Raw genomic sequence first — 25,598 nt, forward strand, 5'->3', positions numbered from 1 at the left:
TCTCCCGGCGGCAGTAGTGTCGCCGTGTGGCATCCTCTCGCTTCGCGCCGCTGCAGCGGCTCGTGATATCCGTCGCCGTCCTCGCGTCCTTCGTGACCTTCCTCGACGGCACCGTGGTGACCGTCGCTCTGCCCGCCATCAGCCGAGAGCTCGGCGGCGGCATCACCACTCAGCAGTGGGTGGTCGACGCGTACCTCATCACTCTCAGCGCGCTGATCCTGCTCGCGGGGTCGCTGTCGGACGCCTACGGCCGGGTGCTCGTCATGCGCATCGGCCTGATCGCCTTCGGCGTGGCATCGGTCGCGGTGGCCGCCGCACCCGATCCCCTCATCCTGATCATCGCGCGCGCGGCGCAGGGCGCCGCGGGCGCACTGCTCGTGCCCAGCTCGCTCGCGCTGATCACGGCGACGATGCGCGCCGACGTGCAGTCGCGGGCGATCGGCGTCTGGACCGCGTTCACGACGGCGGCACAGCTGGTCGGCCCCCTGCTGGGCGGGCTCTTCGTCGACTTCCTCTCGTGGAGATTCGTCTTCCTCATCAACGTGGTGCCGATCGCCGTCACGCTCGTGCTGCTCTCGCGCCTGAAGCTGAAGGAGCACCCCAGCGGTGTGCGGGTCGACTGGCTCAGCGGGGCGCTGTGCGCGATCGGTCTGGGCGCTGTGGTCTTCGCGCTGATCGAGCAGCCGAACCTCGGGTGGCAGTCCCCCGCGATCTGGATGCCCGGCATCGCCGGAGCGGCGCTGTTCGCCTGGTTCCTGGTGCGCCAGCAGCGCTCGGCCTCCCCGCTGATGCCGCTGTCGCTGTTCCGGGTGCGCGACTTCGCCTGGGGCAACCTCGCCACGCTCTTCGTCTACGCCGCACTGTCGCTCAACGGCTTCGTCGTCGGCGTCTACCTGCAGCAGGGCGCAGGTCTCAGTGCCACGGCGGCCGGCCTCGCGAGCCTGCCGATGACGATCCTGATGATCCTCGTCAGCTCGCGCGCCGGATCCTGGGCCGGTCGTTTCGGGCCCCGCATCTTCATGACCGTCGGTCCGCTCATCATGGCGGTCGGCGCGCTGATGCTGCTGCTCGTCCGCGAGGACTTCGACTACTGGTGGCAGGTCTTGCCGGCGATGATCGTGCTCGGCCTCGGGCTCTCGCTCACCGTGGCTCCGCTCACCTCGGCGATCCTCGGCGCCATCGACGAATCCCGCTCGGGCATCGCCTCCGCGGTCAACAACGCGGTCTCCCGCGTCGCCGGGCTGCTCGTCGTCGCGATGCTGTCGACCATCATCGGCGGCACGCTCGATCTCGCGGGCTTCCACAACGCGGCTTGGGTCACCGCCGCGCTGCTCGTGCTCGGCGGTGTGGTGTCGTGGATCGGCATCCGCCGCAATCCGGCCGAGGAGGCCGAGGCTCCGGCCGTCGACGGGGCACCCTCGCCGATCGGTTGACGATGTCGGTGGTCGGGCGCACACTGGGGGCATCGTCCTACCGAGCACCCGGAGGTCCACCGTGACCACGCCCCAGACGCCCCTTCCGCCCGTCGTCGACGTCGACACGTGGCGTCGCGAGCTCGCCGCACTGCGCGTGCGTGAGAAGGCGGCGACGCGAGAACTCGATGCGATCGCGGCACAACGACGACGACTGCCGATGGTCGAGCTGCCCGACTACACGCTCGTCGGCGAAGACGGGCCGGTACGGCTGCCCGAGATCTTCGGCGAGCACCGCCAGCTCATCGTCTACAACCACATGTGGACCGACGGCAATGAGTGGCAATGCCCCGGCTGCACCGGCTTCACGTCGCAGTTCACCCGCCTCGACTTCCTCGAGCGCTACTACGACGCCCGCTTCGTGATCGTGACGAACGGACCGATCGATGAGGCACTGGCCTACCGCGACAGGGTGGGCAACCGCATGACCTGGTATTCGAGCGCCGACAGCACCTTCGGTGCCGATATGGACGCCGGGCCGAACGAGGGCTTCGGCGTGAACGTGCTGCTCCGCGACGGCGACACGGTCTATCGCACGTGGCACACGAACGGCCGTGGCACCGAGCGCATGAGCCAGCTGCAGGGTCTCGTCGATCTGCTGCCCTTCGGCCGACAGGAGGAGTGGGAGGACTCCCCCGCCGGCTGGCCCCAGCATGAGACGTATTCTCAAGGGATGGGTTCGAAAGAGATCGCCGCACTGTACGGGGCCGGCAGCTGAGGTGCGCGACGGTCGCGGTCGCCGCCATCGCCGTGCTGGTCCTCACGCTCACGGGGTGCGTCACGACCATCTCCGACCCTCCGGCGCAGTTCGCCCTTCCCCCCGCGGGAGCGACCCCCGACTATCAGCTCGGCGGCGGCTACGACCCCGCCGACGGAGTCGGCATCGTCGGCCGGGACCGCTCGGATGTGCCCGCCGACGGGCTGTACTCGGTCTGCTATGTGAACGGATTCCAGACCCAGCCGGGCGAGCTCGACACCTGGCCCGACGACCTCGTGCTGCAGAGCGACGGCGAGCCGGTGTTCGACCCCGATTGGCCCGATGAGGCTCTGCTCGACACGTCGACGGACGAGCGCCGCGAGCGCATCGCCGAGATCGTCGGACCGTGGATCGAGGGGTGCGCCGAGTCGGGATTCGACGCGGTCGAGTTCGACAACCTCGACTCGTACACCCGCTCGGACGACGCGCTCACTCTCGACGACAACCTCGCCCTCGCGGCGCTGCTGGTCGACGTCGCCCACGACTCCGGACTCGCGGCCGGGCAGAAGAACGCCGCCGAAGACGCACCGGTGCTGCGCGAGCACGCAGGATTCGACTTCGCCGTCGTCGAGGAGTGCAGCGTCTTCGACGAGTGCGGGGCGTTCACCGACGTCTACGGAGACGCCGTGATCGACATCGAGTACTCCGACGAGCTGCCGCGGTCGTTCGACGAGATGTGCGCCGACGACGACGCCCCCTCGTCGATGGTGCTGCGAGACCGCGACCTCGTCACGCCGTCAGACGACGGGTACGTGTTCGAGACCTGCGATCGCTGACCGTCGCCTCAGCAATGCACATCGATATGCTGGCCCCGTGAGCATGACGGGGGATCACGGTGGCGCCACGCCTGCGGCCTCGCGCCCGGCGCCCGCGCAGGTCGTGCGGCACGCTGCCTCCCGGTGGACGCGCGGGATCGCCGAGCTGCCCCGATGGATCTGGTTCGCCGCAGTCGCGGTCGCCGCCGTGGCCATCGTCGTCGCGGCGATGGGCGGGTTCGCCCGTGCAGAGGCTTCGCCGACGCTGCTGGGCGCGGATGAGGAAGTGCGCACCTCGCAGTACGCGATCACCGTGCTCGACGCCGAGTTCGCCACCGAGGTCGAGTCGGAGTATCTCGAGGCGGAGCCCGGCGAGAAGCTGCTCGTGATGAGCACGCGCATGGAGAATCTCTCGGATGCTCCGATCGGAGTCGGCACCACCGTCGACCGCATAAGCACCGGGTTCGTCAACACCGGCCGTCCGCTTCTCGACCTCGCAGGCGTCCCCGCGAGTGACTCGGTGGCGGTCTGGCGAGCGGACGGGTCATCCGGCCAGGTCATCCTGCAGCCGGGCGTCCCCAGCCAGGTGACCTTCGCCTGGACCATACCCGAGGACGCGTTCCTCGACGGTTCTGTCGCGCTCGACGTGCACGAGGTGCAGATCCAGCGTGGAGCGGTGATCCTCTCCTCACGAGCGGTCACGTGGCGCCCTGCCGCCCTCAGCGCACGCATCTCGGTCACCGCCCAGGAGACACGATGAGACGCGCGACCCCCTGGCTGGTCGGCGCTGCGCTGGTGGTCGCGGCCGGCGTGCTGACCGCCGTCACCCCGACCGATGACGACGTCATCGGTCCGACCATCCTGCGTGGCGCCTTCGGCGACCCCGTCGAATCCCGCACTCTGATCGCGGCAGCGACGGACGCGACGTTCGCGGACAAGGTGGCGGTGTCCGGTGGCGACTGGAGTGCGGAGGGGAACTGGCTCGTCGTGACGGTGATCGCCTCGGCGCCCCGCACGGAGATGGATGCCGCCATCCAGCTCGCGACGCTGACGATCGACGATCGCGTGTTCCAGGCCAGCGAGCGACCCGACGCGACGCTGACGTCGACCCCGCTGCGACTCGGCATCGACACGGTCGGAACGCTGGCCTTCGAGCTGCCAGCGGATCTGACATCGGGGCAGGCGGACCTGCGTCTCATCTCCTCGTACTTCACCGCCGAGCTCGACGACGTGATCGCGATCGCGGTCGAACTGGACGACCTTCCTCGCACGCCGAGTCTCGAGCTCGATGACCCCGAACTGCGGATCCCATGAGCTGGTGGCGGACGCAGCGGACCGGGCTGATCGCGTTGGCGATCGCGGCCGTCGCGATGGTCAGCGCCACGGCATGGCTCGACATCGCGCCGAGCATCCGGCCGACGGATCGGGTGATCGACGCCGACACGACGGTCGACATCGCCGGACAGACCCTCACGCTCGGGCCCACGGAATGGGCGGAGTTCGAGGCGCCTGCGGGGACCCGCACGCTCAGCGTCCGGCTGTCGTCGAGCGGCGGATCCGCGGCATCGCTCTGCGGACAGACGACGCTCACAGAGATCGACGCCGATCGCACCTGGCTCAGCTCTCGCGCAGACCTCGATGTGCCCTACGACGAGGGCGAGAGCTCATGCATCGCCGAGCCGGCGTCGTACCGCATCCTGCTGACCTTCCTGCTTCCCGACGACGCCGATGGCCCGTTCCTGCTCGACATCGAGGGCAGTGACGACGACCTCGCCCGCTTCCGTATCGAGCCCTGACGGGCGGGTGTCGAGGCCAGACCGGGGCCGGCCGATGACGGCGTCATAGGCCGTGGCGACGATCGCCACCCTGAGCGGTTCGGCGACGGCACCGATGGCGACGGTGACGAGCGGGAAGAACCCCGCCCAGAACGACGATTCGTGGCCCCCGATCAGCAGCAGGACTCCCCGGGTGCCCGCCTGCTCGGCGAAGCCCCACGCGGCGTAGGCCAGTGCGTAGACGCCGAAGAGCAACGGCCCGCCACGCCAGATCACCGCGACGGCAGCCCAGAGGCCTTCGAGTCGCATCACCAGCGTGCGCGCGATGCTCAGGGCCGCCCCTCGCGCCGCTCCCCCGCCGACGCGTGCGAACGGCGGAGTCGAGTCGAAGGTCGTGCCGAAGATCACACCGGCGACCGTGAGCCAGGCCGCGGGGACGAGGAGTGCGGCGACGAGGATTCCGGCCAGCCAGGTCGCCCCTTCCCATACGGCGGCGATAGGTTCGATGTTCACCGAGAACCAGTCGCCGAGGCTCTGCAGCCACCCGGCCGCCTCTCGTTCACCGAACCAGTCCAGGACGCTGACCCACCACCGTGCGACGAGTGTGAAGAGCATGAAGGTCCACAGCACCTCGGCATAGGTGGCCAGGATGATCGTCCACCGCGGCAGCCGGTCGGCGAAGCGCGTGAAGAGCAGTCGTGCGATCAACGCGATCACGAGCACCGTCACCGGCAGCACGCCGACCGCGATGACACCACCGCGATCGCCCATCTGGACGAGGTCGTACCCGGAATCGGCCAACGCGATCGCGCTCGCGATCTGGAAGAACTCGATCTGGTCGGCATCGAGCAGACCCCACGCGGTGTAGAAGGCGAAGAACGGCAGGATCGCGGCGAGAGTCGCGGAGGCGAACTCGCGGAGGCCGCCGGCATCCTCCCTCCGGCTGTGCGGCAAGGAGGGGCGCACAGTGAGATACATCGCGACGTACGCGACGAGTCGGGCGGCGACCGCCAGCGGCAGCAGCAGCAGGCCCCCGAGCGTGGTGTGACCGCCGACGAAGCCGGCGAGCTCGATCAGTACGCGATGCAGCGCCTCGCCCCCGAGATACCAGGCCATGAGCGCAGGCCAGTGTCGGGCGAGGATGCGCCCGAACGTGCGGAGGGCCTGTGACATGTGCCCTACCGTACCGGTGGATCACCGTCGTCGAGCGGCATGAGGACACCGACCCCCGCTCACGCCAGCGGCATACTTCGCGCCACATCGGGCGTCAACCCGGTTCTCACCGCCGCCCTGCGGGGGCACCATGGCGTCGTGAACGCATCGACGTGGACTCCCCGCCGCGCGGTCTCGGCCGAAGTGGCGCTGCTGCTCGCCGCCGCACTCTCGGGCTGCGGCCTGACCATCCCGGCCGACCCGGACGGCACTCTCGCGTCGGCGACCGGCGCTGACCTGAGGGTCGGCGTCTCGGCCGATCCCGGGCTGGTCGACACTGATCGGGACACCCCCACAGGAAGCATCGCCGACCTCGTGACAGGCTTCGCCGACAGCATCGACGCCGACATCGACTGGACCTACGGGTCGGAGGAGACGCTGGTCCGGATGCTCGAGCGCGGCGACCTCGACCTCGTGGCGGGCGGCTTCACCTCTGACACCCCCTGGATCGACAAGGCCGGGGTCACCCGCGGCTATCCCGAGATCGACGGAGCCGACGGTCGCGAGATCGTGATGCTCGTGCCACTCGGCGAGAACGCGTTCCTCAGCGCTCTCGAACGTCACCTCGACGAGGCGGTGGGGTCGCGATGACCGTGCAGCGGATCGGCCGCACCGAGCTGCCGGACGAGCAGCGCGCAGCGCTGCGCCGAGCGATCGGGTGGGAATGGTTCACCATCGCCTACACGTCGGTGACGATCGCGGTGATCGCCCTGGTCGTCGGCAACTCGCAGGCGATGCGCACCGCGTGGATCGAGGACATGCTGTCGCTGATCCCGCAGATCGCCTTCCTCGTCGCGCTGATCTTCATCCGCAAGCGCCCCTCGGTCAAGCATCCCTACGGCCTGCACCGCGTGATGGGAATCGGACACCTCGTGGCGGGCGTCGCCCTGCTGGCGGTCGGACTCAATCTGGCGGTCGAAGCGGTGACCGGGCTCATCGCCCGCGAGCACCCGACCATCGGCACAGTGCAGCTGTTCGGGCAGACGATCTGGCTCGGCTGGCTGATGGTCGCCGTGATGGCCGTGGTCATCGTCGGGCCGGTGTTCTTCTACGGACCGGCGAAGGCGAAGCTCGCGCCCGTGCTTCACAACAAGCTGCTCTTCGCCGACGCCGACATGGCCAAGGCCGACTGGCAGACCACGGTCGCCTCGATCGTCGGCGTGCTCGGTGTGGGTGCCGGCGTGTGGTGGCTCGACGGTGCTGCGGCTCTCGTGATCTCGCTCGGGATCGTGTGGGACGGCTGGCGCAACACCAAGACCGCCGTGATCGATCTCATGGACCAGCGCGCCAGGACGTACGACAGCAAGCACCCGCATCCGCTCGCCGGTGACGTGATCTCGACCATGCGCTCCCGTCCCTGGGTCACGGAGGCGGGAGTGCGGATGCGGGATCAGGGGCAGGTCTTCCATATCGAGGCGTTCGTCGTGCCGCATCGCGGAAAGGTGTCTATGGGCGACGTCACCGACCTCGCGACGCGCATCACCGACCTCGACTGGAAGGTGCAGGATGTGGTCGTCGTCCCGGTGGAGGAGCTCCCCCAGGGCGTCGACACCTCGGACCGCGACTGACCGTGCTCGGAGCGAGACCCCGGACGGCAGGACGCCCACCGCACCAGTTAGGGGGAGTCCGTGCGGCGGGCGCCGTAGCCGATCGCTCGGGGCGACCGGCCGCTCTCGGCAGGCGTCAGAGGTCGTCCTCGTCGTCGCCGTCCTCCGAGCCCGCGGCGTCCGGATCGTTCGGGACCGGGTCCTCGGACTGCTGACGCGGCGCGAGCTCGTCGGGGATCATCGGCGTCTCGTCCGCCTCGGATCGCCCGTCGTCGGGGGTGGATTCGATGTCTGACATAGTGCTCCCTTCGTCGGTGTGGCCAGTCCGGTCAGCATGCCGGGGCGGAACAGCCGATGCGCGCCCCTTGACAGAACGCGCTCACCCACTCAGTGGAAGGGGCACCCACGGGACGCGGGTGCCGATGACGATGCCGATACGGATGCCGCCGAGCGCACCGCACCGCCGGACCGCGGCTTGGTGGGCAGCCGACGCCGGTCGACATCGAGCCCTTCGTCGAGGATCCGCAGGTCGGGGTCGCTGAGCACCGTGATCGCCGCGGCCAGCCCTGCGATCGCGAGCTTCTCGCCCGGGCAGCGGTGCCCCGTCGGGACGTCGGCGCCACCATGAGGAACGAATGCGGCGAGCGCTTCGTAGTCCTCGATGTCACGGAAGCGCTCGGGGTCGAAGCGCTGGGGACGCGCCCAGAAGCGGTCGTCCGTGTTGGTGCCCTGCAGGTCGAGGACGACGCGTCCTCCGGCATCCACCGTCTGACCGTCGATCTCGATGTCCGCGGTGGCCCAGCCGGGAAGCATCGGCACGAAGGGAGAGGTGCGACGGATCTCCTGCGCGAACATGATCGACAGCGGTCCGCCGACGAGCGACCCGCGCTCGACGGCCTCGGCGGCGATGCGCTCGCGCCAGTCGGGACGCTCGTGCAGCTCCTTCGCGGCGAAGGCCACGAACCGGGCGACTGCGATCATCGGACGGATGCTGTTCTGCAGCTCGACACCGGCGACGCGCGCCGGGAGCAGCTCGCCGTCCTCGTCGCGGTGATGCGCCCACACCTCGAGCGCCGTGCCCGATTCGGCGCGCAGCGAGCCGTGCCGCACCGCCTCGATGAGCCGAGCGGAATGACGGTCCGACCACCACCGGTTCGCCAGGGCGGCGATGTACACCGGCGAGTACGGCGAGCCGAAGCCGTCGACGATCTGGGCGAGCCGCGCCGCCCATCGGGTCTGGGCCGCCGGCGTGCCCGGCACACCCGCCCAGCCCATGATCGCCCGGCCCAGCGCGCCGACGGCCGCGTCGTAGGCGCTGCGGGTGCCGCCGTCGAGCCACGCCCGGCGCTCGCTCTGCCATTCGCGCTCGAGCCAGGGCGTGAGTCGTGCGACCTGCTCGTCCTCATAGAGGGCGCCGACGAAGGCGGCTTTGCGGTGCCGGTGGGCTGTGCCGTCGAGGCTGTGCACGGAGCCGTGCCCGAACAGGCTCTCCTGCACGATCGCGGGCATGGCTCCGGAGCGCGCGATGCGGGTCTCGTCGTAGAAGAGCTCGACCCCTTCCACTCCCCTGACGAAGACCGCGTCACTGCCGAGCAGCCGCATCGGCGCCGATCTCGCACCCGGCGGCACCCGTCGCCAGATCCGTGCCCCGAACCCGTAGCCGCGGGTCAGCAGGGTGGGAGCGTCGTCCTGTGCCAGTGCGCCGAGCTTTCGCGCCGCACGCGCGGGGATGTCGATGAGTGCCATGCTGCGACGTTCGCAGAGACGTGGTCGCCGAACCAGGGGGAGGCGCGAGCGGGGCCTCTGTGCTAGTGCCTCACTCGTGCCGCGCGACCCGCACTCCCCCACGCGCGGTCGTCAACCCCCTGTCTGCGAATCGGAAGCCACGCGATCATTTTCACGACGCGAGAGGAGTGCCGACATGGCGAAGAACGTGCGCACGATGGACTGTCAGCCCGACGATGTCTTCCGGGTGCTGGGCAACGGTTGGCTGTACCCGGCGTGGGTGGTGGGCGCCTCGCGCATGCGCGACGTCGATGAGTCGTGGCCGCAGCCGGGCGCTGAGCTGCATCACTCGGTCGGCGTCTGGCCCGCTCTGCTCGACGACACGACCGTGGTGGAGGAATGGTCGCCGCCGAACCGCATGGTCATGCGCGCGAAGGGTTGGCCGATCGGCGAGGCCCGCGTCACTCTGCGGGTGCGGTCGTATGACGGCGGCACGATGGTGCGCATCGACGAGGAACCCGTGAACGGCCCCGCCACGCTGCTGCCCGGGCTGCTGACCGCTCCCCTGCTGCGCTGGCGCAATTCCGAGACCCTGCACCGCCTCGCCTACCTCGCGGAGGGGCGCGCGTCCTGACCCGCTCCTGCCAATATTGGGTCGTGAGCCGCGACCTCCGCGGATGCGGAGGGATGCACGATGACCGATGTGACGCAGTCCGCCTGGCGACGCTTCTGGGAACAGGGCGGCTGGTGGCGGGCCGTCATCCTCGTGGTCGTCTACTTCGTGCTCTACAACGGGCTGTCGCTGCTGTTGACCCCGTTCGCGGCGCAGATCGAGGATCCGCAGAGCGCGGCGGGGATCCTCGTGTTCTACGCGATCCCGGTTCTCGTCGGCTGCCTGCTGCTCATCGGCTTCGCGGCATCCGTCGGCTGGCTGGGTGAGATCTTCCGTCCGCAGCCGATCCGCGGACGCGGATGGATGTGGATCGCGGTCGCCGTCGTGCTCCTCTTCAACGTGCTCCACCTGTTCGCCATCGACTACGGAGCGGCCGGATTCGAGGTCGTCGCGACCTGGCTCCTCGCCGGACTGTTCATCGGCTTCGCCGAGGAGGTGCTGACGCGCGGCCTCGTGGTGAACCTGCTGCGCAAGGCGGGTCAGCGTGAGCTCGTCGTCGCGGTGATCTCCTCGGCCCTGTTCGCCCTGCTCCACGCCGGCAATCTGCTCACCGGCCAGTCCCTGTTTGCGACCCTCATCCAGCTGGCCTACACCTTCGCGTTCGGCATCTGCATGTACCTCGCGATGCGCGTGACCGGGACCATCGTCGCGCCGATCCTGCTGCACGCCAGCACCGACCCGAGCATCTTCCTGCACACGACCTACCCGGCGGAGAGCGCGTTCGGCTCGATCGCGAACCTCGGCAACATCGTGGTGATCGTCGTCGGCGTGGTCTGCCTGTTCTTCATCCGCGGTCGCGTCGAGCAGACGCAGGTGGCGGCCCCGGGCGTCGGGGCCGCCGCCTGACCCTCACGCGGCAGACGGTCGCAGCACGACCTTGATGCAGCCGTCCTCCTTGCGCTGGAAGGTGCGATACAGCTCCGGCGCATCCTCGAGCGGAGCATCGTGGGTCATCAGATCCATCACGCCGAGGGGGTCGGAGAGGTCTTCGACGAGCGGCATCAGATCGTCGGTCCAGCGCTTCACGTTGCACTGGCCCATACGGATGCCGATCTGCTTGTCGAACAGGGTCTTCATCGGCAGGATGTCGGCATCGCCCGCGTAGACGCCGCTGAGCGACACCACGCCACCCCGGCGCACGACGTCGATCGATGCGTACACGGCGGCGAGTCGGTCGATCCCGGCCTTGTCGAACACGGCGCGGGCGGCCGGATCCGGCAGCAGACCGACGGCCTTCTGCACGAGGGCGACGCCGGCGTTGCCGTGCGCCTCCATGCCCACGGCGTCGACCACGGAATCCGCGCCGCGTCCGTCGGTGAGGTCGCGCAGCTCGGCCACGACGTCATCCGTGAGGTCGAAGACCTCGACTCCGTGGCGTGCCGCCATCTCCCGGCGTTCCGCGACAGGGTCCACGGCCAGCACCCGGTATCCGCGGTGCGCTCCGATGCGGGCTGCGAACTGCCCGACGGGGCCGAGCCCCATCACCGCGAGCGTCCCGCCCTCCGGCACGTTCGCGTACTCCACACCCTGCCAGGCCGTCGGCAGGATGTCGGTGAGGTACAGATACCGCTCATCGGGGAGATCGGACGCGATCTTGATGTGGTTGTAGTCGGCGAGCGGGACGCGCAGGTACTCGGCCTGCCCGCCCGGCACCTGGCCGTAGAGCTTGGTGTAGCCGAACAGCGCGGCGCCGCTGCCGTACTCCTTCACCTGCGTCGTCTCGCACTGCGACTGCAGGCCGCGCAGGCAGAAGAAGCAGTGCCCGCACGAGATGTTGAAGGGGATGACGATGCGATCGCCGACCGCGAGGTCGCGCACACCGCTGCCCACCTCCACCACGACCCCCATCGGCTCGTGGCCGAGGATGTCACCCTTGTCGAGGAACGGTCCGAGCAGTTCGTAGAGGTGCAGGTCCGAACCGCAGATCGCCGAGGAGGTGATCCGGACGATCGCATCGGTCGCGTGCTCGATGGTCGGATCCGGTACCTCCTCGACCGCCACGTTGCGCGTTCCCTGCCAGGTGAGTGCCTTCATCGTCATCCTCCTCGTTACGTGTCGAACGGCCACCCTCCATCGACGGCGCGCGAAGTGACAGAGGGTTGACAGGCGGTTCCTGAACGTTCGACAGGCGCGGTGCACATCGGAATATGGGAAACTGGATCCACCATCGGTGATCATTCGATACGCCTCGTCTCGCGGGCACTGTGGCGTACTGGGGAGATCATCATGGGCAAGTTCATCTACGAGGGCACCGTCAAATCGGACATCGAGGACAGGGCGCTCACGCACCTGCAGCTCGTGATGACGGCGAAGCTCAGGAGAGGCGAGCCCTTCTCGTTCTCCTGGCGCGAGGACATGGCTGTCGGCGGCGGTCGGACGACTGTCTGGGTGCACGCCGGCAGCTCCCTCGTCTTCAAGTACAGCGGGAGCCGTCAGCCGCAGATCAACCGCGCGTGGATCGAAGCGCTGGCATTCACGGCGAACGCCCCCGGCGGTCTGCGCCTGGTGAGCGAGCCGGCCGAAGGCACGGCGCCGCCGGTCGAGCGCGTCGAGGTTCCGGCGCAGGCCTGACGGATCTTCTCCTCCCCAGTCCTCGCGGCGTCGGATGCACCGGTCGCGAGGAGGAAGAATGGGATCGTGTCCCCGAATCCCCAGCGGCGACTGCTCGCCTCCGTGCGCAGGATCCTGCACACCGACCCCTCATCCGTCGCCCACACCGAGGCGATGCCGATCATCGACGAACGCACCGTGCCGCGTGTGCTCGACCTCGCGACCCGCATCGGCGAATCGATGTTCGGGGTCGGCGCCTCGGCGCACGAGGTCACGCTCGCCATCACCCGCATCTGCGCCGCGTACGGCATGCGGGACGTGCAGGTCGATGTCACCTACAACTCGATCACGGTCTCGTTCCACCTGAGCGGTGAGGTCTGGCCCGAGACGCTCGTGCGGGTCGTGCGCGTCGCCGCCCCCGACCACGCCAAGCTGCAGAGAGTGCAGGCCCTGGTCGCCGACATCGACGACGGACTGGATCTCGAATCGGCCCGCTCGACGTTCCGTGCCCTGCGGCGCGTGCCCTTCGGCTACCAGCAGCCGGTGGTCATCGTGGCACGAGCGCTGCTCGCCGTCGGAGTGAGCATCATGCTCGGGGCCTCGCCGCTCATCGTCGGTCTCACGTTCATCGCGGCGCTCTGCGCGGCGTTGACCCAGGCCGGCCTCGCGCGCGTGCGCGTTCCGCTGTTCTTCAGTCAGATCGCCGGAGGGTTCGTCACCACGGTCGTCGCGGTCGCCGTCTCGGCCCTCGGGGCCGCCGGCATCGAGCCCTTCGTCGGCATCCGACCATCGATCATCGTCGCGTCGGGAATCGTGCTCATGCTCGCCGGACTCACCGTGGTGGGGGCCGCGCAGGATGCGATCGACGGATTCGCGCTCACCGCAGGCGGACGCATCCTCGATCTGACGATGCAGACGCTCGGAGTCGTGATCGGCATCCTCGTCGGCCTCGAACTCGGCAGCGTGCTCGGCTTCACGATGGGTCTGCCCGATGACCCGGCCCCGTTCGGTCCGCTCCTGAACCAGTTCGCGGGGGCGATCATCATCGCGATCGCCGTCGCCGTCTTCAACGGCGCGGGTCTTCGGATCATCCTCGTCAGCGCGCTGCTCAGCGCCGTCACCATCGCCGGCTATTCGACGATGGTCGGTCTGAACCTGCATCCGGCTGCGGCGAGCGCGATCGGCGCCCTGCTCGCGAGCTTCATCGGGATGCTGATCGCGGTGAAGCTGCACGTCCCGTCGGTCGCGGTCACCACGGCCGCGATCGTGCCGCTCGTGCCCGGTGTCGCGGTGTTCCAGGGCCTGCTCGAGATGATCCACGCGGCAGGGTCGGCATCCGGGGTCGTCGGCATCGGCGGCTCTCTGGTCGATGCCGCGGTGATCGGAATCGCACTGGCTTCGGGCGCATCGCTCGGCCTGTATCTGGGAACGCCCGTGCGCGCCACCCTCAGCAGCGTCGCGAAGAACCGGGCGCGCGTCGTCCGGCGCTGAGCCGAACGACGCGAGCGACTCAGACCTGGGGTCCGAGCGCGCCGCCGCCGGGCTCCCCCGCGGCGTCGCCCTTCAGCTCGACGAGGATGGTGTGCGTCGACGTCGCCCCCGTGTTCTCTCCCCAGTGGCGTTGGGCCGGCAGCCAGACGGCCTGACCCGCGGTCAACGACGTGTCGAAGGTGCGCTCCCCCGCTGACAGACGGCGCGAGAAATCGCTGAGGGTCACCATCACGCTGTTCGGATGATCGTGAGGAGTCGTGCGGTCGCCCGGCTCATCCGTGTACTCGAGCACGCGCACGAGATCGTTCTCCCAGAGCGTGCGGTAGTGATCGGGGTTGGTGACAGTGGGATCGTCGGTGACCATGCGGTCACAGTACGCCCCGATATTCCGCGCCGACAGGGGTACTTCGCGCAGCCGCGCGCGTCAGGCGTCGGCGCGCACGGTCTCGAGCGACGGGTAGTCCGTGTATCCCTCGGCCGTGCGTCCGTAGAACAGCGCAGGGCGCGGCTCGTTGAGCTCGGCGTCCTGACGCCAGCGCTCGACGAGGTCGGGGTTCGCGATCACCGGACGGCCCGCTGCCACGGCGTCGGCCCATCCCTCCGAGACGAGCATCTCGGCCTCGTCGCGGGTGGTCTGTGCGGCGAATCCGGAGTTGACGATCAGCGGGGCACCGGCCGTGCGGCGGATGCGCTGCACGAGCTCGCTGGTCGGCACGGCACTGAGCACGTCGATGAATGCGAGGCCGAGCGGTGCGAGACCCTCGGCGACGGCGAGGTAGGTGGCGAGTGCGTCGGCGTCGTCCTCCTCGAGGACGCCCTGGATGTTGTGCTGCGGCGACAGACGGATGCCGGTGCGGTCGGCCCCGACCGCCTCAGCCACCGCCGACGTGACCTCGATCGCGAACCGCGCGCGGTTCTCGGGCGATCCGCCGTACTGATCGTCACGGATGTTCGACACCGGCGAGAGGAACTCCTGCACGAGGTAGCCGTTCGCGCCGTGCACCTCGACGCCGTCGAAGCCCGCGGCGATCGCGTTGCGTGCGGCCTGGACGAACTGCTCGACGACCATCGGGATCTCGTCGAGCGTGAGAGCGTGAGCGACCGGCATGTCGACCTTGCCGACCGGGGTGTGCGTCTGGCCGGGGGCGGCGAGCGCGCTCGGGCCCACGACACGCGGCTCACCGGAGATCTCGGGGTGCGAGACGCGGCCGCCGTGCATCAGCTGCATGACGATCGTGCCGCCGGCCTCGTGCACGGCGTCGGCGATCCGCCGCCATCCGTCGATCTGCGCGGGAGTGACGATGCCGGGCTGCCCGGAATACGACTTGCCCTCGGCAGCCGGCCACGTGCCCTCGGAGATGATGAGACCCTGGCCCGCGCGCTGGCGGTAGTACTCCACCATCGTCTCGGTGGGCACACCGTCGTCGTCCGCACGGGTGCGGGTGAGCGGCGCCATGACGACGCGGTTGGACAGCGGGAGGGCGCCGAAGACGGCCGATTCGAAGAGGGTCACGCTCAGGGACAAGCGCCCTGGGGTGCCGAGTATTCCCCTGCGGAGATATGCAGACCGGATGCTCAGTCGGCGACGCCGCCGTACATCTCCCCCACGGGCACCGCGACCTCGAGCACATTGCCCGGCTGGGCGAGCGGGCAGGCCCACGCCGGGTCGTAGGCGCACGAGGGGTTGTAGGCGAAGTTGAAGTCGAGCACGATCGTGCCGCGCTCGGCATCCGACCCGAGGTCGGCGCCCTTGATCGTGTCGATCAGATAGCGGCCGCCTCCGTAGGTTCCTCCCGGACGACCGGCGAGAGCGTCGCGCACGGGGATGAAGATCCCGCCGCCGTAGGTCGTCAGGCGCCACACGTCGAGCGACCCGGTGTCGGGGACCTCGACCCTGCCGATGCGCTCGAAGGGAACCACGCCGTCGGTGCCGGTCGCGAACTCGAAGCCCCCGGGCTCGGCCTCGAGGATCGGCAGCTCGAAGCGCCACTGCGGATCGTACGACGCGATCGGGAGCCCTTCGAACAGCGGTCGATCGTCGGCCATCAGCGGGGTCGCCGCATGGTGCAGCAGCAGGTCGTCGCGCTCGATGCGCCAGAGCTCGTGCGCGTCTTCGGCGGAGTCCGCCCGACGCACGGCGTCGTAGAGGGCGAAGACACGGCGTCGCCAGTCGACGACCTCTGCGGCGGTGCGGGCTTTCGTGAGCGTCATGTGGTTCAGGCTACGCGGCTCGCGCCCCCGGGTTCACACGTCGGTGTCGCGCGGCAGCACCGTGAGCACGCGTTCGATGTGGTCTCGGAACTCGACCAGGTAGTCGCGGAGGAAGGTCGCGGTGCCCTCGTTGTGGACCGTCCCGTCATCGGCGAAGGTGTCGGGCGAGAACTGGATGTAGGCCTCGGGCGCCGTCATCTGACGGGCGTTGCAGAAGCTCAGCACCCCGCGCAGGCTCTGCTGGGCGACCGCCGTGCCGATCGCGCCCACCGAGGCGCCGATCACCGCGGCGGGGATGTGGTCGAAGGAGTTCTGCCCCCACGGCCGCGACGCCCAGTCGATCGCGTTCTTGAGGCCGCCGGGGATCGAGCGGTTGTACTCGGGCGTCACGAAGAGCACGGCATCCGCCGAGGCGATGGACTCCTTCAGATCGACGGCCACCGCGGGGTAGTCGGCGTCATAGTCCTGGCTGTAGAGAGGGAGGTCTCGGATCGGGATCTCGAAGAACTCGAGATCATCCGGCGCCAGCCTGATCAGCGCCGTCGCGAGGATGCGGTTGATCGAGGTGGACGAGAGGCTTCCGACGAAGTATCCGACCCTGTATGCCATGACTGTTCCTCATTCCCGTAGTCGTGAGATCAGTCTCGTCCGGGCTCGCGTCTGCGTCCAGCCCCCCGTGGCGAACGGGCCGCCGCGCTTCGGCTCAGTCGCCGAAGGCGGCGAGCAGCTCCGCGAAGTGGTCGAGATCCTCGGCCGTCCAGCGGCGCAGCCTCTCGCCGAGGCGCTCTTCGTACCGAGCGCGGGCGAGGGCCACCCGCTCCTGCGCCAGCTCCGTGGCGACGAGCACCCGCGCGCGGCGATCGTCCGGGTCGGGGACGCTCTCGACGAGACCGAGCTGCTCGAGTTGGCGCACGTGCCGGCTGACGGCCGACTTGTCGGTCTGCAGGCGCTCGATGATGGCGCCGGCCGAGGTCGCCTTGCCGGTGGCGATCGACGTGAGCACCTGGTATCCGAGAGGTTGCAGGTCGGGATGCACGGTGGTCGCGGCTTCGCGCCAGCTCACCCGGATGCGGGCGAAGAGCCTGCCCAGCTCGTGCTCGACCCTCGAGATCGCCTGATCGAGGTCAGGGGTTGCGGCGCCGTCTTTCGGGGCGACTTCGTCGGACGAGGCACTCATGCTCGCCAGCTTACGATGAAGCCCCGCCGGCGCTGTGCCGGCGGGGCTTCGATCAGATCACCGACTCGTGATCCGTCCGCTCGATCACTTGTCGAGCAGACCTGCGGTGGTGAGCCATTCTTCCGCCGCGGTCGCAGCCGACGCCTTCTCGTCGCCCTCGACCCGTTCGCGCAGATCGATCAGGTCGTCGGTGGTGAGCTTCGCGGAGATCGCATTGAGCACCTCGGCGAGCTTGTCGGTGTAGATGTCCTTCGAGAGCAGCGGGATGACGTTCTGCGCCGAGATCATGTTCTCCGGGTCCTCGAGGACGACGAGGTCCTCGGACTTGATCGCCGGCGACGTCGTGTAGATGTCGGCCACCTGCACCGTGCCGTCGACGAGCGCCTGCACCGTGTCGGGACCGCCGAAGTCCTCGTACGGGACGAACGTGACCTGTCCCGCTTCGACGCCCACGCCGTAGACGTCGCGCAGCCCCGGGATCCCGTAGCCGAGTTCGCCGAACTGCGGGTTCGACGCCAGGGAGAACGGCTCGAGAGCCTTCAGGTCGCCGATGGCCGTCAGGTCGTTGTCCTCGGCGGTCTTCTTCGTCACCACGTAGGCGTCCTTGTCCTCGGCCTCGGCCGAGTCGAGCACCTGCAGGTCGTCCGCGCCCACCGCATCCGGCAGCGCCGCATCGACGTCCTCGGTCGTCCGCTCCTCGTACGCCGTGTCGTAGTACGCCAGCAGGTTGCCGTTGTACTCCGGGATGAGGTTGATGGACCCGTCCTGCAGCGCGGGGATCGTCTGCTGGCGCGGACCGATGTTGAACTTGGTCGAGACGTCGAAGCCCTCGGCCTCGAGCGCCTGCGCGTAGATCTCGCCGAGGATCTCGCTCTCGGGGAAGGCGAAGGAGCCCACGACGATCGCGTCGCCCTCGGCGGCGTCACCGCCCGAGGACGTCGGGTCGGCGGTCGCGCAGCCGGCGAGCGCGACGGTGGTGCTGACGGCGAGCAGGCAGGCCGTCAGCCAGGTCTTACGGGCTCGAGAGGTCATGCGGGGGTCCTTTCGTCGACGATCGGCGCCACAGCGGCATCCGACCTGTTTCGCTGCACACTGCGGAGGGGACGGCTCGTCTGCCCCCGAGTACGGGTGAGGCGCTGGAGGAGCGCGAAGACGCCGTCGACGCTCAGCGCGAGAACGGTCACCAGGAGCGCCCCGCCGAGGATCACGGTGTAGTCGTTGAGGCCGATGCCCGACGAGATGATCCGCCCGAGGCCGCCGAGTCCGACGTACGACGCGATCGTCACGGTCGCGATGACCTGCAGCGTGGCCGAGCGGATCCCGCCGATGATCACCGGCAGCCCGAGAGGGATCTCGACCTTGCGGAGGATCTGCATCTCGGTCATCCCGATCGCGCGCGCCGCATCGATCGACTCGCGGCTGACGCTCTCGAGGCCGGCGTAGGCACCGGCGAGCAGCGACGGGATCGCCAGCAGCACGAAAGCGACGACGGAGCCGACGAGCACGGCCGGAGTGGTGCTGAGACCGGAGCGCAGCACCATCGTGAGGAAGAACAGGAGCCCGAGCGTCGGGAGAGCGCGCATCGCACCGGTGAAGCCGATCACGAACTGGCGACCGTGCCCGGTGTGCCCGATGTAGAAGCCGAGCGGCAGAGCGATCAGCATCGCGATGACGAGCGAGACGCCCGAGTAGATGAGGTGCTCGACGAGTCGGTCGCCGATGGGCAGCGGGCTCTGCGAGCCAGGCACCCAGTTGGCGGGGTCGAGGATCCAGGCGATGGCGTCGAGGAAGAAGTTCATCGGACACCGGCCCCGGGGGCGCGAGCACTCGACGGGTGCTGACACTGTCGGTCACGGGGTCGGGGTCGGTCGGTGCGCCGCTCTTGCCGCGCACGCCGGCGGCGCGGCTCCAGGGCATGAGGACCCGCCCGATCGCCACGAGGATCAGGTCGAAGACGAGAGCGATGAGCAGGCTCATGACGATCCCGACGACGACCTCCTCGAGGATGCCGCGCTGCTTGCCGTTCTGGAAGAGGTAGCCGAGATTCTCCGAGCCGATGATCACGCCCACCGAGACGAGGGCGATGGTCGACACGGAGACCACGCGGAGGCCGGCGATCAGCACGGGCCCGGCGAGAGGGAACTCGACGCGCCAGAACCGGCCGCTGCGCGAGAAGCCGATGGCCTTCGCCGACTCGATGATCGACCGATCGACCGATCCGAAGGCGTCGGTCGCCGAGCGCAGCATGATCGCGACCGCGTAGATCGTCAGCGCCACGACCAGGTTCGTGTCATCGAGGATCCGGGTGCCGAGGATGACCGGCAGGATGACGAAGAGCGGCAGGGACGGGATCGTGTAGAGCAGGCTGCCCGTCGTGATGATGAACGTCCGGGCGACGCGATTGCGGCTGGCCACCCAGCCCAGCGGCACCGCGATCAGGAAGCCGAGGATGATCGGAATGATCGCCAGACGCACGTGATTGATCGTCAGATCGAAGATCAATCCGAGGTTGGAGGCGATCCAGTTCATCCGAAGTACCGTTCTTTACGGTCTTGGGACGCCGAATCGCGAAGTCAAGACATTCGACTGAACCACAGAATATCGCTCTCGACAACCCGGGCCGACACGTCGCGTGATCGGCCCGGGCTCTCGGTCAGACCTCTGAGAGCAGACGGAACACCTTGGATGCCGCGTGGATCTCGTCCTGCGTGAGCTCGGCCACGACCGTGCGCAGGCGCGAGGCGTGGTCGCTGCGCAGCTCGGTGAGGGCGGAGCAGGCCGACGGTGTCGCCGTCAGGACCCGCAGCCGGCCGTCACGCTCGTCCGGCCTCGACTCGATCAGGCCCAGCTCCTCGAGCATCCGCACCTGGCGACTGATGACGGACTTGTCCATCTCGAAGCGCTCGGCGAGCTCGTGAGCGCTGGCGGAGCCCGCCCGATCGATGAAGGTCAGCAGCTTGTAGCCGCCCACCTGCAGCTCGGGGTCGATGCGCGCCGCCGACTCCCTCCAGAGCGTCCGAGTCCTCGCGAAGATGAGGTTCAGATGCGTCTGGAGGTCGCCGAGGGCGGTGTCGACGTCGGCGGGCGCCGCCGCTTCGGAGGTGACCATGTCAGCGCCCCGACTCCCGCTCGTCGCGCTCGAGCACGGTCGTCACCGAGCCGGTCGAGGGTGAGGCGGACTCGGTGCCCGAGATGCGGATGGCTCCGGTCGACATGGTGGCGCCGACCTCGGCCTCGGAGACCTCGAGAACGGACTCCTCGGCCTGCTCGCGCAGCTGCTCGGCGGCGTTCTTCGTCGACAGCGGCTTGTTCTTGATGAACGCGATCGCGATGATGGCGATCACTGCGAGCGGAATGGCGATGATGAACGCATCCGCGATGCCGTGGCCGTAGGCTCCCTCGACGATCGTGCGGATCGTGTCGGGCAGCTGCGTGACCTTGGGCACATCGCCAGAGGCGAGGTGCTTCAGCGCGTCGATCTCATCGGGCGTCGTGGGAGTGAATCCCTCGAGCGCGTCGGAGATGTAGTTGCCGACGCTGGTCGAGAGCGAGGCGCCCATGACCGTCACGCCGATGGTGCCGGCGATCGTGCGGAAGAAGTTGACGTTCGACGAGGCGGCGCCCAGCTGCTGCGGCGCGGTGTCGTTCTGCACGATGAGCGTGAGGTTCTGCATGACCATGCCGAGACCTGCGCCGAGCACGAACATGTAGGTCGCGACCAGCGGGAACGGGGTGTCGTAGCGCAGGGTCGCCATCAGGCTGACGCCGATCGTGGTCAGCACGGAGCCCGTGAGCATCCATCCCTTCCACTTGCCGAAGCGGCTGACGAGCTGGCCGATGATGATCGACGCACCCATCTGTCCGACGATCATCGGGATCGTCATGAGGCCGGACTCGGTCGGTGTGGCACCGCGGGCGAGCTGGAAGTACTGGGCGAGGAACACCGAGGTCGCGAACATCGAGACGCCGATGGCGATCGACGCGATGACCGACAGCGTGAAGGTGCGGTTGCGGAACAGCGACATCGGCACGATCGGTTCCTTGACGAAGAACTCGACGGTGATGAACGCGGCGATCGCGACGCCCGCGGTGACGGCGAGCATGATGCTGGTCGAGGAGTCCCAGTCGAACTGGCTGCCGCCCATCGAGACCCAGATGAGCAGGGTCGAGACGCCGACCGCGAGCAGCACGATGCCGAAGTAGTCGATCGACACCTTGCGGTCTCGCTGGGGCTTGGGCAGGTGCAGGGTGAACTGCAGCAGCACGAGGGCGAGGATGGCGAAGGGCACGCCGACGAAGAAGTTGGAGCGCCAGCCCCAGACGTCGGTGAGGAGTCCGCCGAGCAGCGGGCCGCCGATGGTGCCGAGGGCCATGATTCCGCCGACGACGCCCATGTACTTGCCGCGCTCGCGCGGCGAGATGATGAGGGCGACCGCGATCATCACGAGCGACATCAGTCCGCCGACGCCGATGCCCTGGATCACGCGGACCGCGATGAGCATGTTGGTATCGGTCGAGAAGCCGGCGATCACGGTGCCGACCGTGAAGATGATCAGCGACAGCTGCACGAGGATCTTGCGATCGACGAGGTCGGCGAGCTTGCCCCAGATGGGGGTCGAGACGGCGGTCGCGAGGAGGCTGGCGGTGATGACCCAGGTGTACTGCGACTGGGTGCCGCCGAGGTCGGCGATGATGACCGGCATGGAGGTCGACACCACGGTGCCCGAGAGCACGGCGACGAACATGCCGACGACGAGGCCCGAGATCGCGGTGAAGACCTCGCGAGGCGAGCGCACCGCGTCGCCTGAGGAGGTGGGTGAGATGTGTGTCACAGTGGAGAGCTCCTGTGTAGAAAGTTGATAAGAGTCAACTATACGCCTATTGGTTGCGAAAGTGCAACTGTAGACCGGAGGCAACCATCTGTCGATGGAGTGGGACGCTAGCCGCGGCTCTCGTCCCTGGTCGGCTCGACGACGCGCTGGTCCAGAGACCACGACGCGAGCAGCGCGAGACGCTCGGCCGAGGGCGAGCCCGGCTCGGCCGAGTAGATCAGCAGCACGTTGCCCGGCTCGGCGGTGATCGCGAGCTCCTCATACGCCAGGGTCAGCTCGCCGACGAGCGGATGCCGGAACCGCTTCGTGCCCGCGCCGTGGATGCGCACATCGTGCGCCGCCCACAGCCGGCGGAACGTCTCGCTGCGCGTCGACAGCTCGCCGACGAGATCCTGCAGACCCTTGTCGTGCGGATCCCGCCCGGCTTCGGCTCGCATGATCGCGACGCACATCTCGGCGAAGAGATCCCAGTCGGGATAGAAGTCGTGCGCTGCCGGGTCGAGGAACTGGAAGCGCGCGAGATTCGGGGTGCGGCCGCCGTCGCCGATCACCGGCGAATAGAAGGCTCGGGCGAGATCGTTCGTGGCGACCAGGTTCTGGTGGGGGTCGCGGACGAACGCGATCGCATCGGTGATCGACGACAGCGCCCACTGCAGGCTGGGTCGTGCAGCCCCGGGCTTCGCCGACCGGCGACGCGAGCGGCCGCTCGACGGGATGCCGTCGGCGGCGCGGGCGAGATCGAGCAGATGCGCGCGCTCGGCGTCGTCGAGTTGAAGGGCTGACGCGAGCGCGTCGAGCACCGCGGCGGAGGCGCCGGCGATCGCGCCGCGCTCGAGCTTCGCGTAGTACTCGACGCTGACTCCGGCGAGCGCTGCGGCCTCACTGCGCCGCAGGCCGGCGACACGTCGGTTCCCGCCGGCCGGGATGCCGACCGACTCGGGCGCGACGCGCGCGCGGCGGGTCATCAGGAACTCGCGGACCTCGGATCTGTTGTCCATGCTCAGGACGCTACCCCCGACCGTGCTTCGCAGGGAGGTTCTCGCAGTACACCCCTCGACAGGGACTCCCTCGGAGCACCCGACAGGCGCAGAGTGGACAGCATGACATCCGCAGCCCGCCCCTCCGTAGACCGGGTGCTCCCCGCCCTGCTGCTTCTGCTGACCGTCTTCGGGCCGATCTCGATGGACCTCTATCTGCCCGCTCTTCCGGCCCTCACGGCAGCGCTGGGCGCCGCCACGTCGGTCGCGCAGCTCACCGTGACCGCCTGCCTCATCGGTCTGGCGGCCGGTCAGCTCATCGCCGGGCCGGTGTCGGATCGATACGGCCGCCGCGGCGTCCTGCTCATCGGCATCGTGGCGTACATCGTCACGTCGATGCTGTGCGCGATCAGTCCGACGGTCGAGCTGCTGATCGCCGCCCGATTCGTGCAGGGACTCGCCGGCGGCGTCGGCATCGTGATCGCACAGGCGGCCGGGCGTGACGTCTTCTCCGGCGGGACGCTGATCCGCTTCTACGCGCGGCTCACCGTCGTCGGCGGCTTCGCGGCGATCGTCGGCCCGCTGCTCGGGGGCCTCCTCAACACGATCATCGACTGGCGGGGACTCTTCGTCTTCCTCGCCGTCATCGGCGCCGCCATCCTGATCATCGCGCTCGCGCGGTTCGGGGAGACTCTGCCGATCGAGGCACGGACGACCGGCGGTCTGACCCGCACCCTGAGCGACTATCGGACGCTCCTGCGAGACCGCGTCTTCGTCGGCGCCGTCCTGAATCAGGGGCTGATGTACGCCGCGCTCTTCGCCTACCTGTCCGGCGCGACGTTCGTGCTGCAGGACATCTACGGCCTGTCGCCCCTCGGCTACGCCCTCGCGTTCGGCGCGAACTCCGCGGGATTCATGGTCTTCGGCCACCTGGCCGGCCGATTCTCCGAACGAGGGCGCGTGCACGCCGTCCTCGCCGCCGGTGTCGTGGTCGCGACCGCCGGTGCTCTCGGCCTGCTCGCCGCCGGACTCACGACGATGCCGCTGTGGGTCGTGCTCGCGTCGCTGTTCGCCCTCGCCGCGGGCGTCTCCATCTCGTCTCCCCCGGCCACCACCCTCGCTCTGGTCGGATACCCGCAGATCGCCGGCACCGCCTCGTCGCTTCTCGGGATGGTGCGGTTCGGCTTCGGGGGTATCGCCGCCCCGCTCGTCGGCGTCGCCGGTGCCTTGAGCATCCTGCCGCTCGGCGTGGTCACCGTCTCCGCGACCGTGCTCGCGGCCGTCACTCTGGTGCTGATCGGCACCGCACGCGGGCGCACGCCACGGCACTCGCCGCACACGACCTCATCCGCCGCCCTCACCCACTGAAGGAGAACATCATGAGCACAGACACCGTCAGCACCCGCACCATGCGCGCCGTCGTCATGCACGCCCCCGGAGACGTCCGCGTCGAGGAGGTCCCCCGCGCTTCCGTCGTCGAGCCAACGGATGCGGTCATCCGCGTCACCGCCGCCTGCATCTGCGGCTCGGACCTCTGGCCCTACCGCGGCATCGAGCCGGTGGACCACCCCACACCGATGGGTCACGAGTACATCGGCGTCGTCGAGGAGGTCGGCGACGAGGTCCGTGACATCGCGGTCGGCGACTTCGTCGTGGGGTCGTTCGTCGCGTCCGACAACACGTGCGAGATCTGCCAGGCGGGATTCCAGTCGCGCTGCATCCACCAGGTCATGATGGGCGGCGTCGGCACCCAGTCCGACTACGCCCGCATCCCTCTCGCCGACGGCACTCTCGTCGCCGTCGAGGGCGAGCCGACCCCCGCGCAGACGCGCAGCCTGCTCGCGGCATCCGACGTCTTGGGCACCGGATGGTTCGCCGCCGTGGCCGCCGAGGCGGGGCCGGGCAAGACCGTCGCCGTGGTCGGCGACGGAGCCGTCGGCCTGCTCGCGATCCTCGCGGCCAGGCAGCTCGGAGCCGAGCGGGTCATCGCGATGTCCCGCCACGCCGACCGTCAGGCTCTGGCGACGAAGTTCGGGGCCACCGACATCGTCGAGGAGCGCGGCGACGCAGGTGTCGCGAAGATCAAGGAGCTCACCGGAGGGTACGGCGCCCACTCCACCGTCGAGGCGGTCGGCACCCAGGAGTCGATGATGCAGGCGATCCACGCCACGCGTCCGGGCGGACACGTGGGGTACGTCGGCGTGAGCCACGGCGTCGAGCTCGACGGCCTGGACCTGTTCTTCTCGACCGTCAGCCTTCTGGGCGGGCCGGCGCCGGTGCGCCGCTTCCTGCCCCGGCTGATCGACCTCATCATGACCGATCAGATCGATCCGGGGGCCGTCTTCGATCTGACGCTGCCGATCGAGCAGGCGGCCGAGGGCTACAAGGCCATGGACGAGCGCCGCGCCACCAAGGTGCTGCTCACCACCGACTGATCAGAACCC

General features: G+C 68.9%; 27 protein-coding genes and 1 pseudogene. 13 read left to right on the forward strand and 15 right to left on the reverse strand.

Annotation, left to right across the window (positions count from 1 at the left end):
• The first annotated feature begins 26 nt into the window (after positions 1-26).
• The 5 genes from AKG07_RS09330 (at position 27) to AKG07_RS09350 (ending at position 4,298) form a co-directional block, all read left to right on the forward strand.
• Positions 27-1,433 (forward strand): MFS transporter, encoded by a 1,407-nt coding sequence (locus AKG07_RS09330; protein WP_053097614.1) that lies wholly within the window; start codon positions 27-29, stop codon positions 1,431-1,433.
• A gap of 61 nt (positions 1,434-1,494) precedes the next feature.
• Positions 1,495-2,190: a DUF899 family protein gene (locus AKG07_RS09335; protein WP_053097615.1), complete on the forward strand. Its 696-nt coding sequence runs from the start codon at positions 1,495-1,497 to the stop codon at positions 2,188-2,190.
• 32 nt (positions 2,191-2,222) lie between these two features.
• Entirely contained in the window at positions 2,223-3,005 is a 783-nt protein-coding gene (locus AKG07_RS09340; RefSeq protein ID WP_445928292.1) for an endo alpha-1,4 polygalactosaminidase, read from the forward strand.
• A gap of 37 nt (positions 3,006-3,042) precedes the next feature.
• The gene (locus tag AKG07_RS09345; RefSeq protein ID WP_053097617.1) at positions 3,043-3,744 is read left to right on the forward strand and encodes a hypothetical protein; all 702 of its coding nucleotides are present in this window, start codon (positions 3,043-3,045) and stop codon (positions 3,742-3,744) included.
• On the forward strand, positions 3,741-4,298 hold the full coding sequence (locus tag AKG07_RS09350) for a hypothetical protein (protein ID WP_053097618.1): 558 nt from the start codon (positions 3,741-3,743) through the stop codon (positions 4,296-4,298). Before AKG07_RS09345 ends, AKG07_RS09350 begins: the two co-directional genes overlap by 4 nt.
• A 350-nt stretch (positions 4,299-4,648) precedes the next feature.
• On the opposite strand, the gene AKG07_RS09355 is transcribed toward AKG07_RS09350, so the two are convergent.
• Entirely contained in the window at positions 4,649-5,932 is a 1,284-nt protein-coding gene (locus AKG07_RS09355) for a hypothetical protein (protein ID WP_053097619.1), read from the reverse strand.
• A 39-nt stretch (positions 5,933-5,971) separates the two neighbouring features.
• Between AKG07_RS09355 and AKG07_RS09360 the strand changes: the two genes are divergently transcribed.
• Entirely contained in the window at positions 5,972-6,562 is a 591-nt protein-coding gene (locus tag AKG07_RS09360; RefSeq protein ID WP_233277239.1) for a hypothetical protein, read from the forward strand.
• Positions 6,559-7,539 carry a cation transporter gene (locus AKG07_RS09365; protein ID WP_053097620.1) on the forward strand — a complete coding sequence of 327 codons (981 nt, stop codon included), beginning with the start codon at positions 6,559-6,561 and terminating at the stop codon, positions 7,537-7,539. Before AKG07_RS09360 ends, AKG07_RS09365 begins: the two co-directional genes overlap by 4 nt.
• A 115-nt stretch (positions 7,540-7,654) precedes the next feature.
• Here the strand turns inward: AKG07_RS09365 and AKG07_RS17855 are convergent, their stop codons facing one another.
• Positions 7,655-7,816, reverse strand: a complete 162-nt coding sequence (locus AKG07_RS17855; RefSeq protein WP_171821937.1) for a hypothetical protein — start codon at positions 7,814-7,816, stop codon at positions 7,655-7,657.
• Positions 7,817-7,905: 89 nt separating this feature from the next.
• Entirely contained in the window at positions 7,906-9,264 is a 1,359-nt protein-coding gene (locus tag AKG07_RS09370) for a cytochrome P450 (RefSeq protein ID WP_053097621.1), read from the reverse strand.
• A gap of 175 nt (positions 9,265-9,439) precedes the next feature.
• On the opposite strand from AKG07_RS09370, the gene AKG07_RS09375 reads away from it, so the two are divergent.
• Positions 9,440-9,877 carry an SRPBCC family protein gene (locus AKG07_RS09375; RefSeq protein ID WP_053097622.1) on the forward strand — a complete coding sequence of 146 codons (438 nt, stop codon included), beginning with the start codon at positions 9,440-9,442 and terminating at the stop codon, positions 9,875-9,877.
• A gap of 60 nt (positions 9,878-9,937) precedes the next feature.
• Positions 9,938-10,762, forward strand: a complete 825-nt coding sequence (locus AKG07_RS09380; RefSeq protein WP_053097623.1) for a CPBP family intramembrane glutamic endopeptidase — start codon at positions 9,938-9,940, stop codon at positions 10,760-10,762.
• A 3-nt stretch (positions 10,763-10,765) separates the two neighbouring features.
• Here AKG07_RS09380 and AKG07_RS09385 read toward each other — a convergent pair whose 3' ends face one another.
• Positions 10,766-11,950, reverse strand: a complete 1,185-nt coding sequence (locus AKG07_RS09385; RefSeq protein ID WP_053099230.1) for an alcohol dehydrogenase catalytic domain-containing protein — start codon at positions 11,948-11,950, stop codon at positions 10,766-10,768.
• 192 nt (positions 11,951-12,142) lie between these two features.
• Between AKG07_RS09385 and AKG07_RS09390 the strand changes: the two genes are divergently transcribed.
• On the forward strand, positions 12,143-12,487 hold the full coding sequence (locus tag AKG07_RS09390; RefSeq protein WP_053097624.1) for a DUF7882 family protein: 345 nt from the start codon (positions 12,143-12,145) through the stop codon (positions 12,485-12,487).
• 66 nt (positions 12,488-12,553) lie between these two features.
• A complete protein-coding gene (locus tag AKG07_RS09395) occupies positions 12,554-13,957 on the forward strand; it encodes a threonine/serine ThrE exporter family protein (protein ID WP_053097625.1) in 1,404 nt (467 codons plus the stop codon).
• A gap of 19 nt (positions 13,958-13,976) precedes the next feature.
• Here AKG07_RS09395 and AKG07_RS09400 read toward each other — a convergent pair whose 3' ends face one another.
• The 11 genes and pseudogenes from AKG07_RS09400 to AKG07_RS09455 all read right to left on the reverse strand — a co-directional run bounded on the left by AKG07_RS09400 (position 13,977) and on the right by AKG07_RS09455 (position 23,175).
• Positions 13,977-14,321: a cupin domain-containing protein gene (locus tag AKG07_RS09400; RefSeq protein ID WP_053097626.1), complete on the reverse strand. Its 345-nt coding sequence runs from the start codon at positions 14,319-14,321 to the stop codon at positions 13,977-13,979.
• 60 nt (positions 14,322-14,381) lie between these two features.
• A complete protein-coding gene (locus AKG07_RS09405) occupies positions 14,382-15,470 on the reverse strand; it encodes an alkene reductase (RefSeq protein WP_082297876.1) in 1,089 nt (362 codons plus the stop codon).
• 62 nt (positions 15,471-15,532) lie between these two features.
• Complete coding sequence (locus AKG07_RS09410) at positions 15,533-16,168, reverse strand: DUF1684 domain-containing protein (RefSeq protein WP_053097628.1); 636 nt, start codon at positions 16,166-16,168, stop codon at positions 15,533-15,535.
• 33 nt (positions 16,169-16,201) lie between these two features.
• Positions 16,202-16,777 (reverse strand): NADPH-dependent FMN reductase, encoded by a 576-nt coding sequence (locus AKG07_RS09415; RefSeq protein WP_053097629.1) that lies wholly within the window; start codon positions 16,775-16,777, stop codon positions 16,202-16,204.
• Between the two features lie 94 nt (positions 16,778-16,871).
• On the reverse strand, positions 16,872-17,345 hold the full coding sequence (locus AKG07_RS09420; protein WP_053097630.1) for a MarR family winged helix-turn-helix transcriptional regulator: 474 nt from the start codon (positions 17,343-17,345) through the stop codon (positions 16,872-16,874).
• A gap of 84 nt (positions 17,346-17,429) precedes the next feature.
• Positions 17,430-18,377 (reverse strand): ABC transporter substrate-binding protein, encoded by a 948-nt coding sequence (locus tag AKG07_RS09425; protein WP_053097631.1) that lies wholly within the window; start codon positions 18,375-18,377, stop codon positions 17,430-17,432.
• Complete coding sequence (locus tag AKG07_RS09430; RefSeq protein WP_053097632.1) at positions 18,374-19,144, reverse strand: ABC transporter permease; 771 nt, start codon at positions 19,142-19,144, stop codon at positions 18,374-18,376. The genes AKG07_RS09425 and AKG07_RS09430 overlap by 4 nt, the downstream gene beginning before the upstream one ends.
• 187 nt (positions 19,145-19,331) lie before the next feature.
• Positions 19,332-19,874: pseudogene (locus AKG07_RS17460) on the reverse strand (ABC transporter permease); the annotation flags it as partial.
• Between the two features lie 124 nt (positions 19,875-19,998).
• Complete coding sequence (locus AKG07_RS09445) at positions 19,999-20,454, reverse strand: MarR family winged helix-turn-helix transcriptional regulator (protein ID WP_053097635.1); 456 nt, start codon at positions 20,452-20,454, stop codon at positions 19,999-20,001.
• 1 nt (position 20,455) lies between these two features.
• Positions 20,456-22,177 carry an MDR family MFS transporter gene (locus AKG07_RS09450; RefSeq protein ID WP_082297877.1) on the reverse strand — a complete coding sequence of 574 codons (1,722 nt, stop codon included), beginning with the start codon at positions 22,175-22,177 and terminating at the stop codon, positions 20,456-20,458.
• Between the two features lie 107 nt (positions 22,178-22,284).
• A complete protein-coding gene (locus tag AKG07_RS09455) occupies positions 22,285-23,175 on the reverse strand; it encodes a helix-turn-helix transcriptional regulator (RefSeq protein WP_053097636.1) in 891 nt (296 codons plus the stop codon).
• Positions 23,176-23,277: 102 nt separating this feature from the next.
• Here AKG07_RS09455 and AKG07_RS09460 point away from each other — a divergent pair, with 102 nt between their 5' ends.
• Both AKG07_RS09460 and AKG07_RS09465 read left to right on the forward strand, forming a co-directional pair.
• Positions 23,278-24,522 carry a multidrug effflux MFS transporter gene (locus AKG07_RS09460; protein WP_053097637.1) on the forward strand — a complete coding sequence of 415 codons (1,245 nt, stop codon included), beginning with the start codon at positions 23,278-23,280 and terminating at the stop codon, positions 24,520-24,522.
• Between the two features lie 41 nt (positions 24,523-24,563).
• Positions 24,564-25,589: a zinc-dependent alcohol dehydrogenase family protein gene (locus tag AKG07_RS09465; protein WP_053099232.1), complete on the forward strand. Its 1,026-nt coding sequence runs from the start codon at positions 24,564-24,566 to the stop codon at positions 25,587-25,589.
• The last annotated feature ends 9 nt before the right edge of the window (positions 25,590-25,598 follow it).

This window comes from Microbacterium sp. CGR1 (assembly GCF_001266755.1).
In the GTDB taxonomy this organism is placed as follows: domain Bacteria; phylum Actinomycetota; class Actinomycetes; order Actinomycetales; family Microbacteriaceae; genus Microbacterium.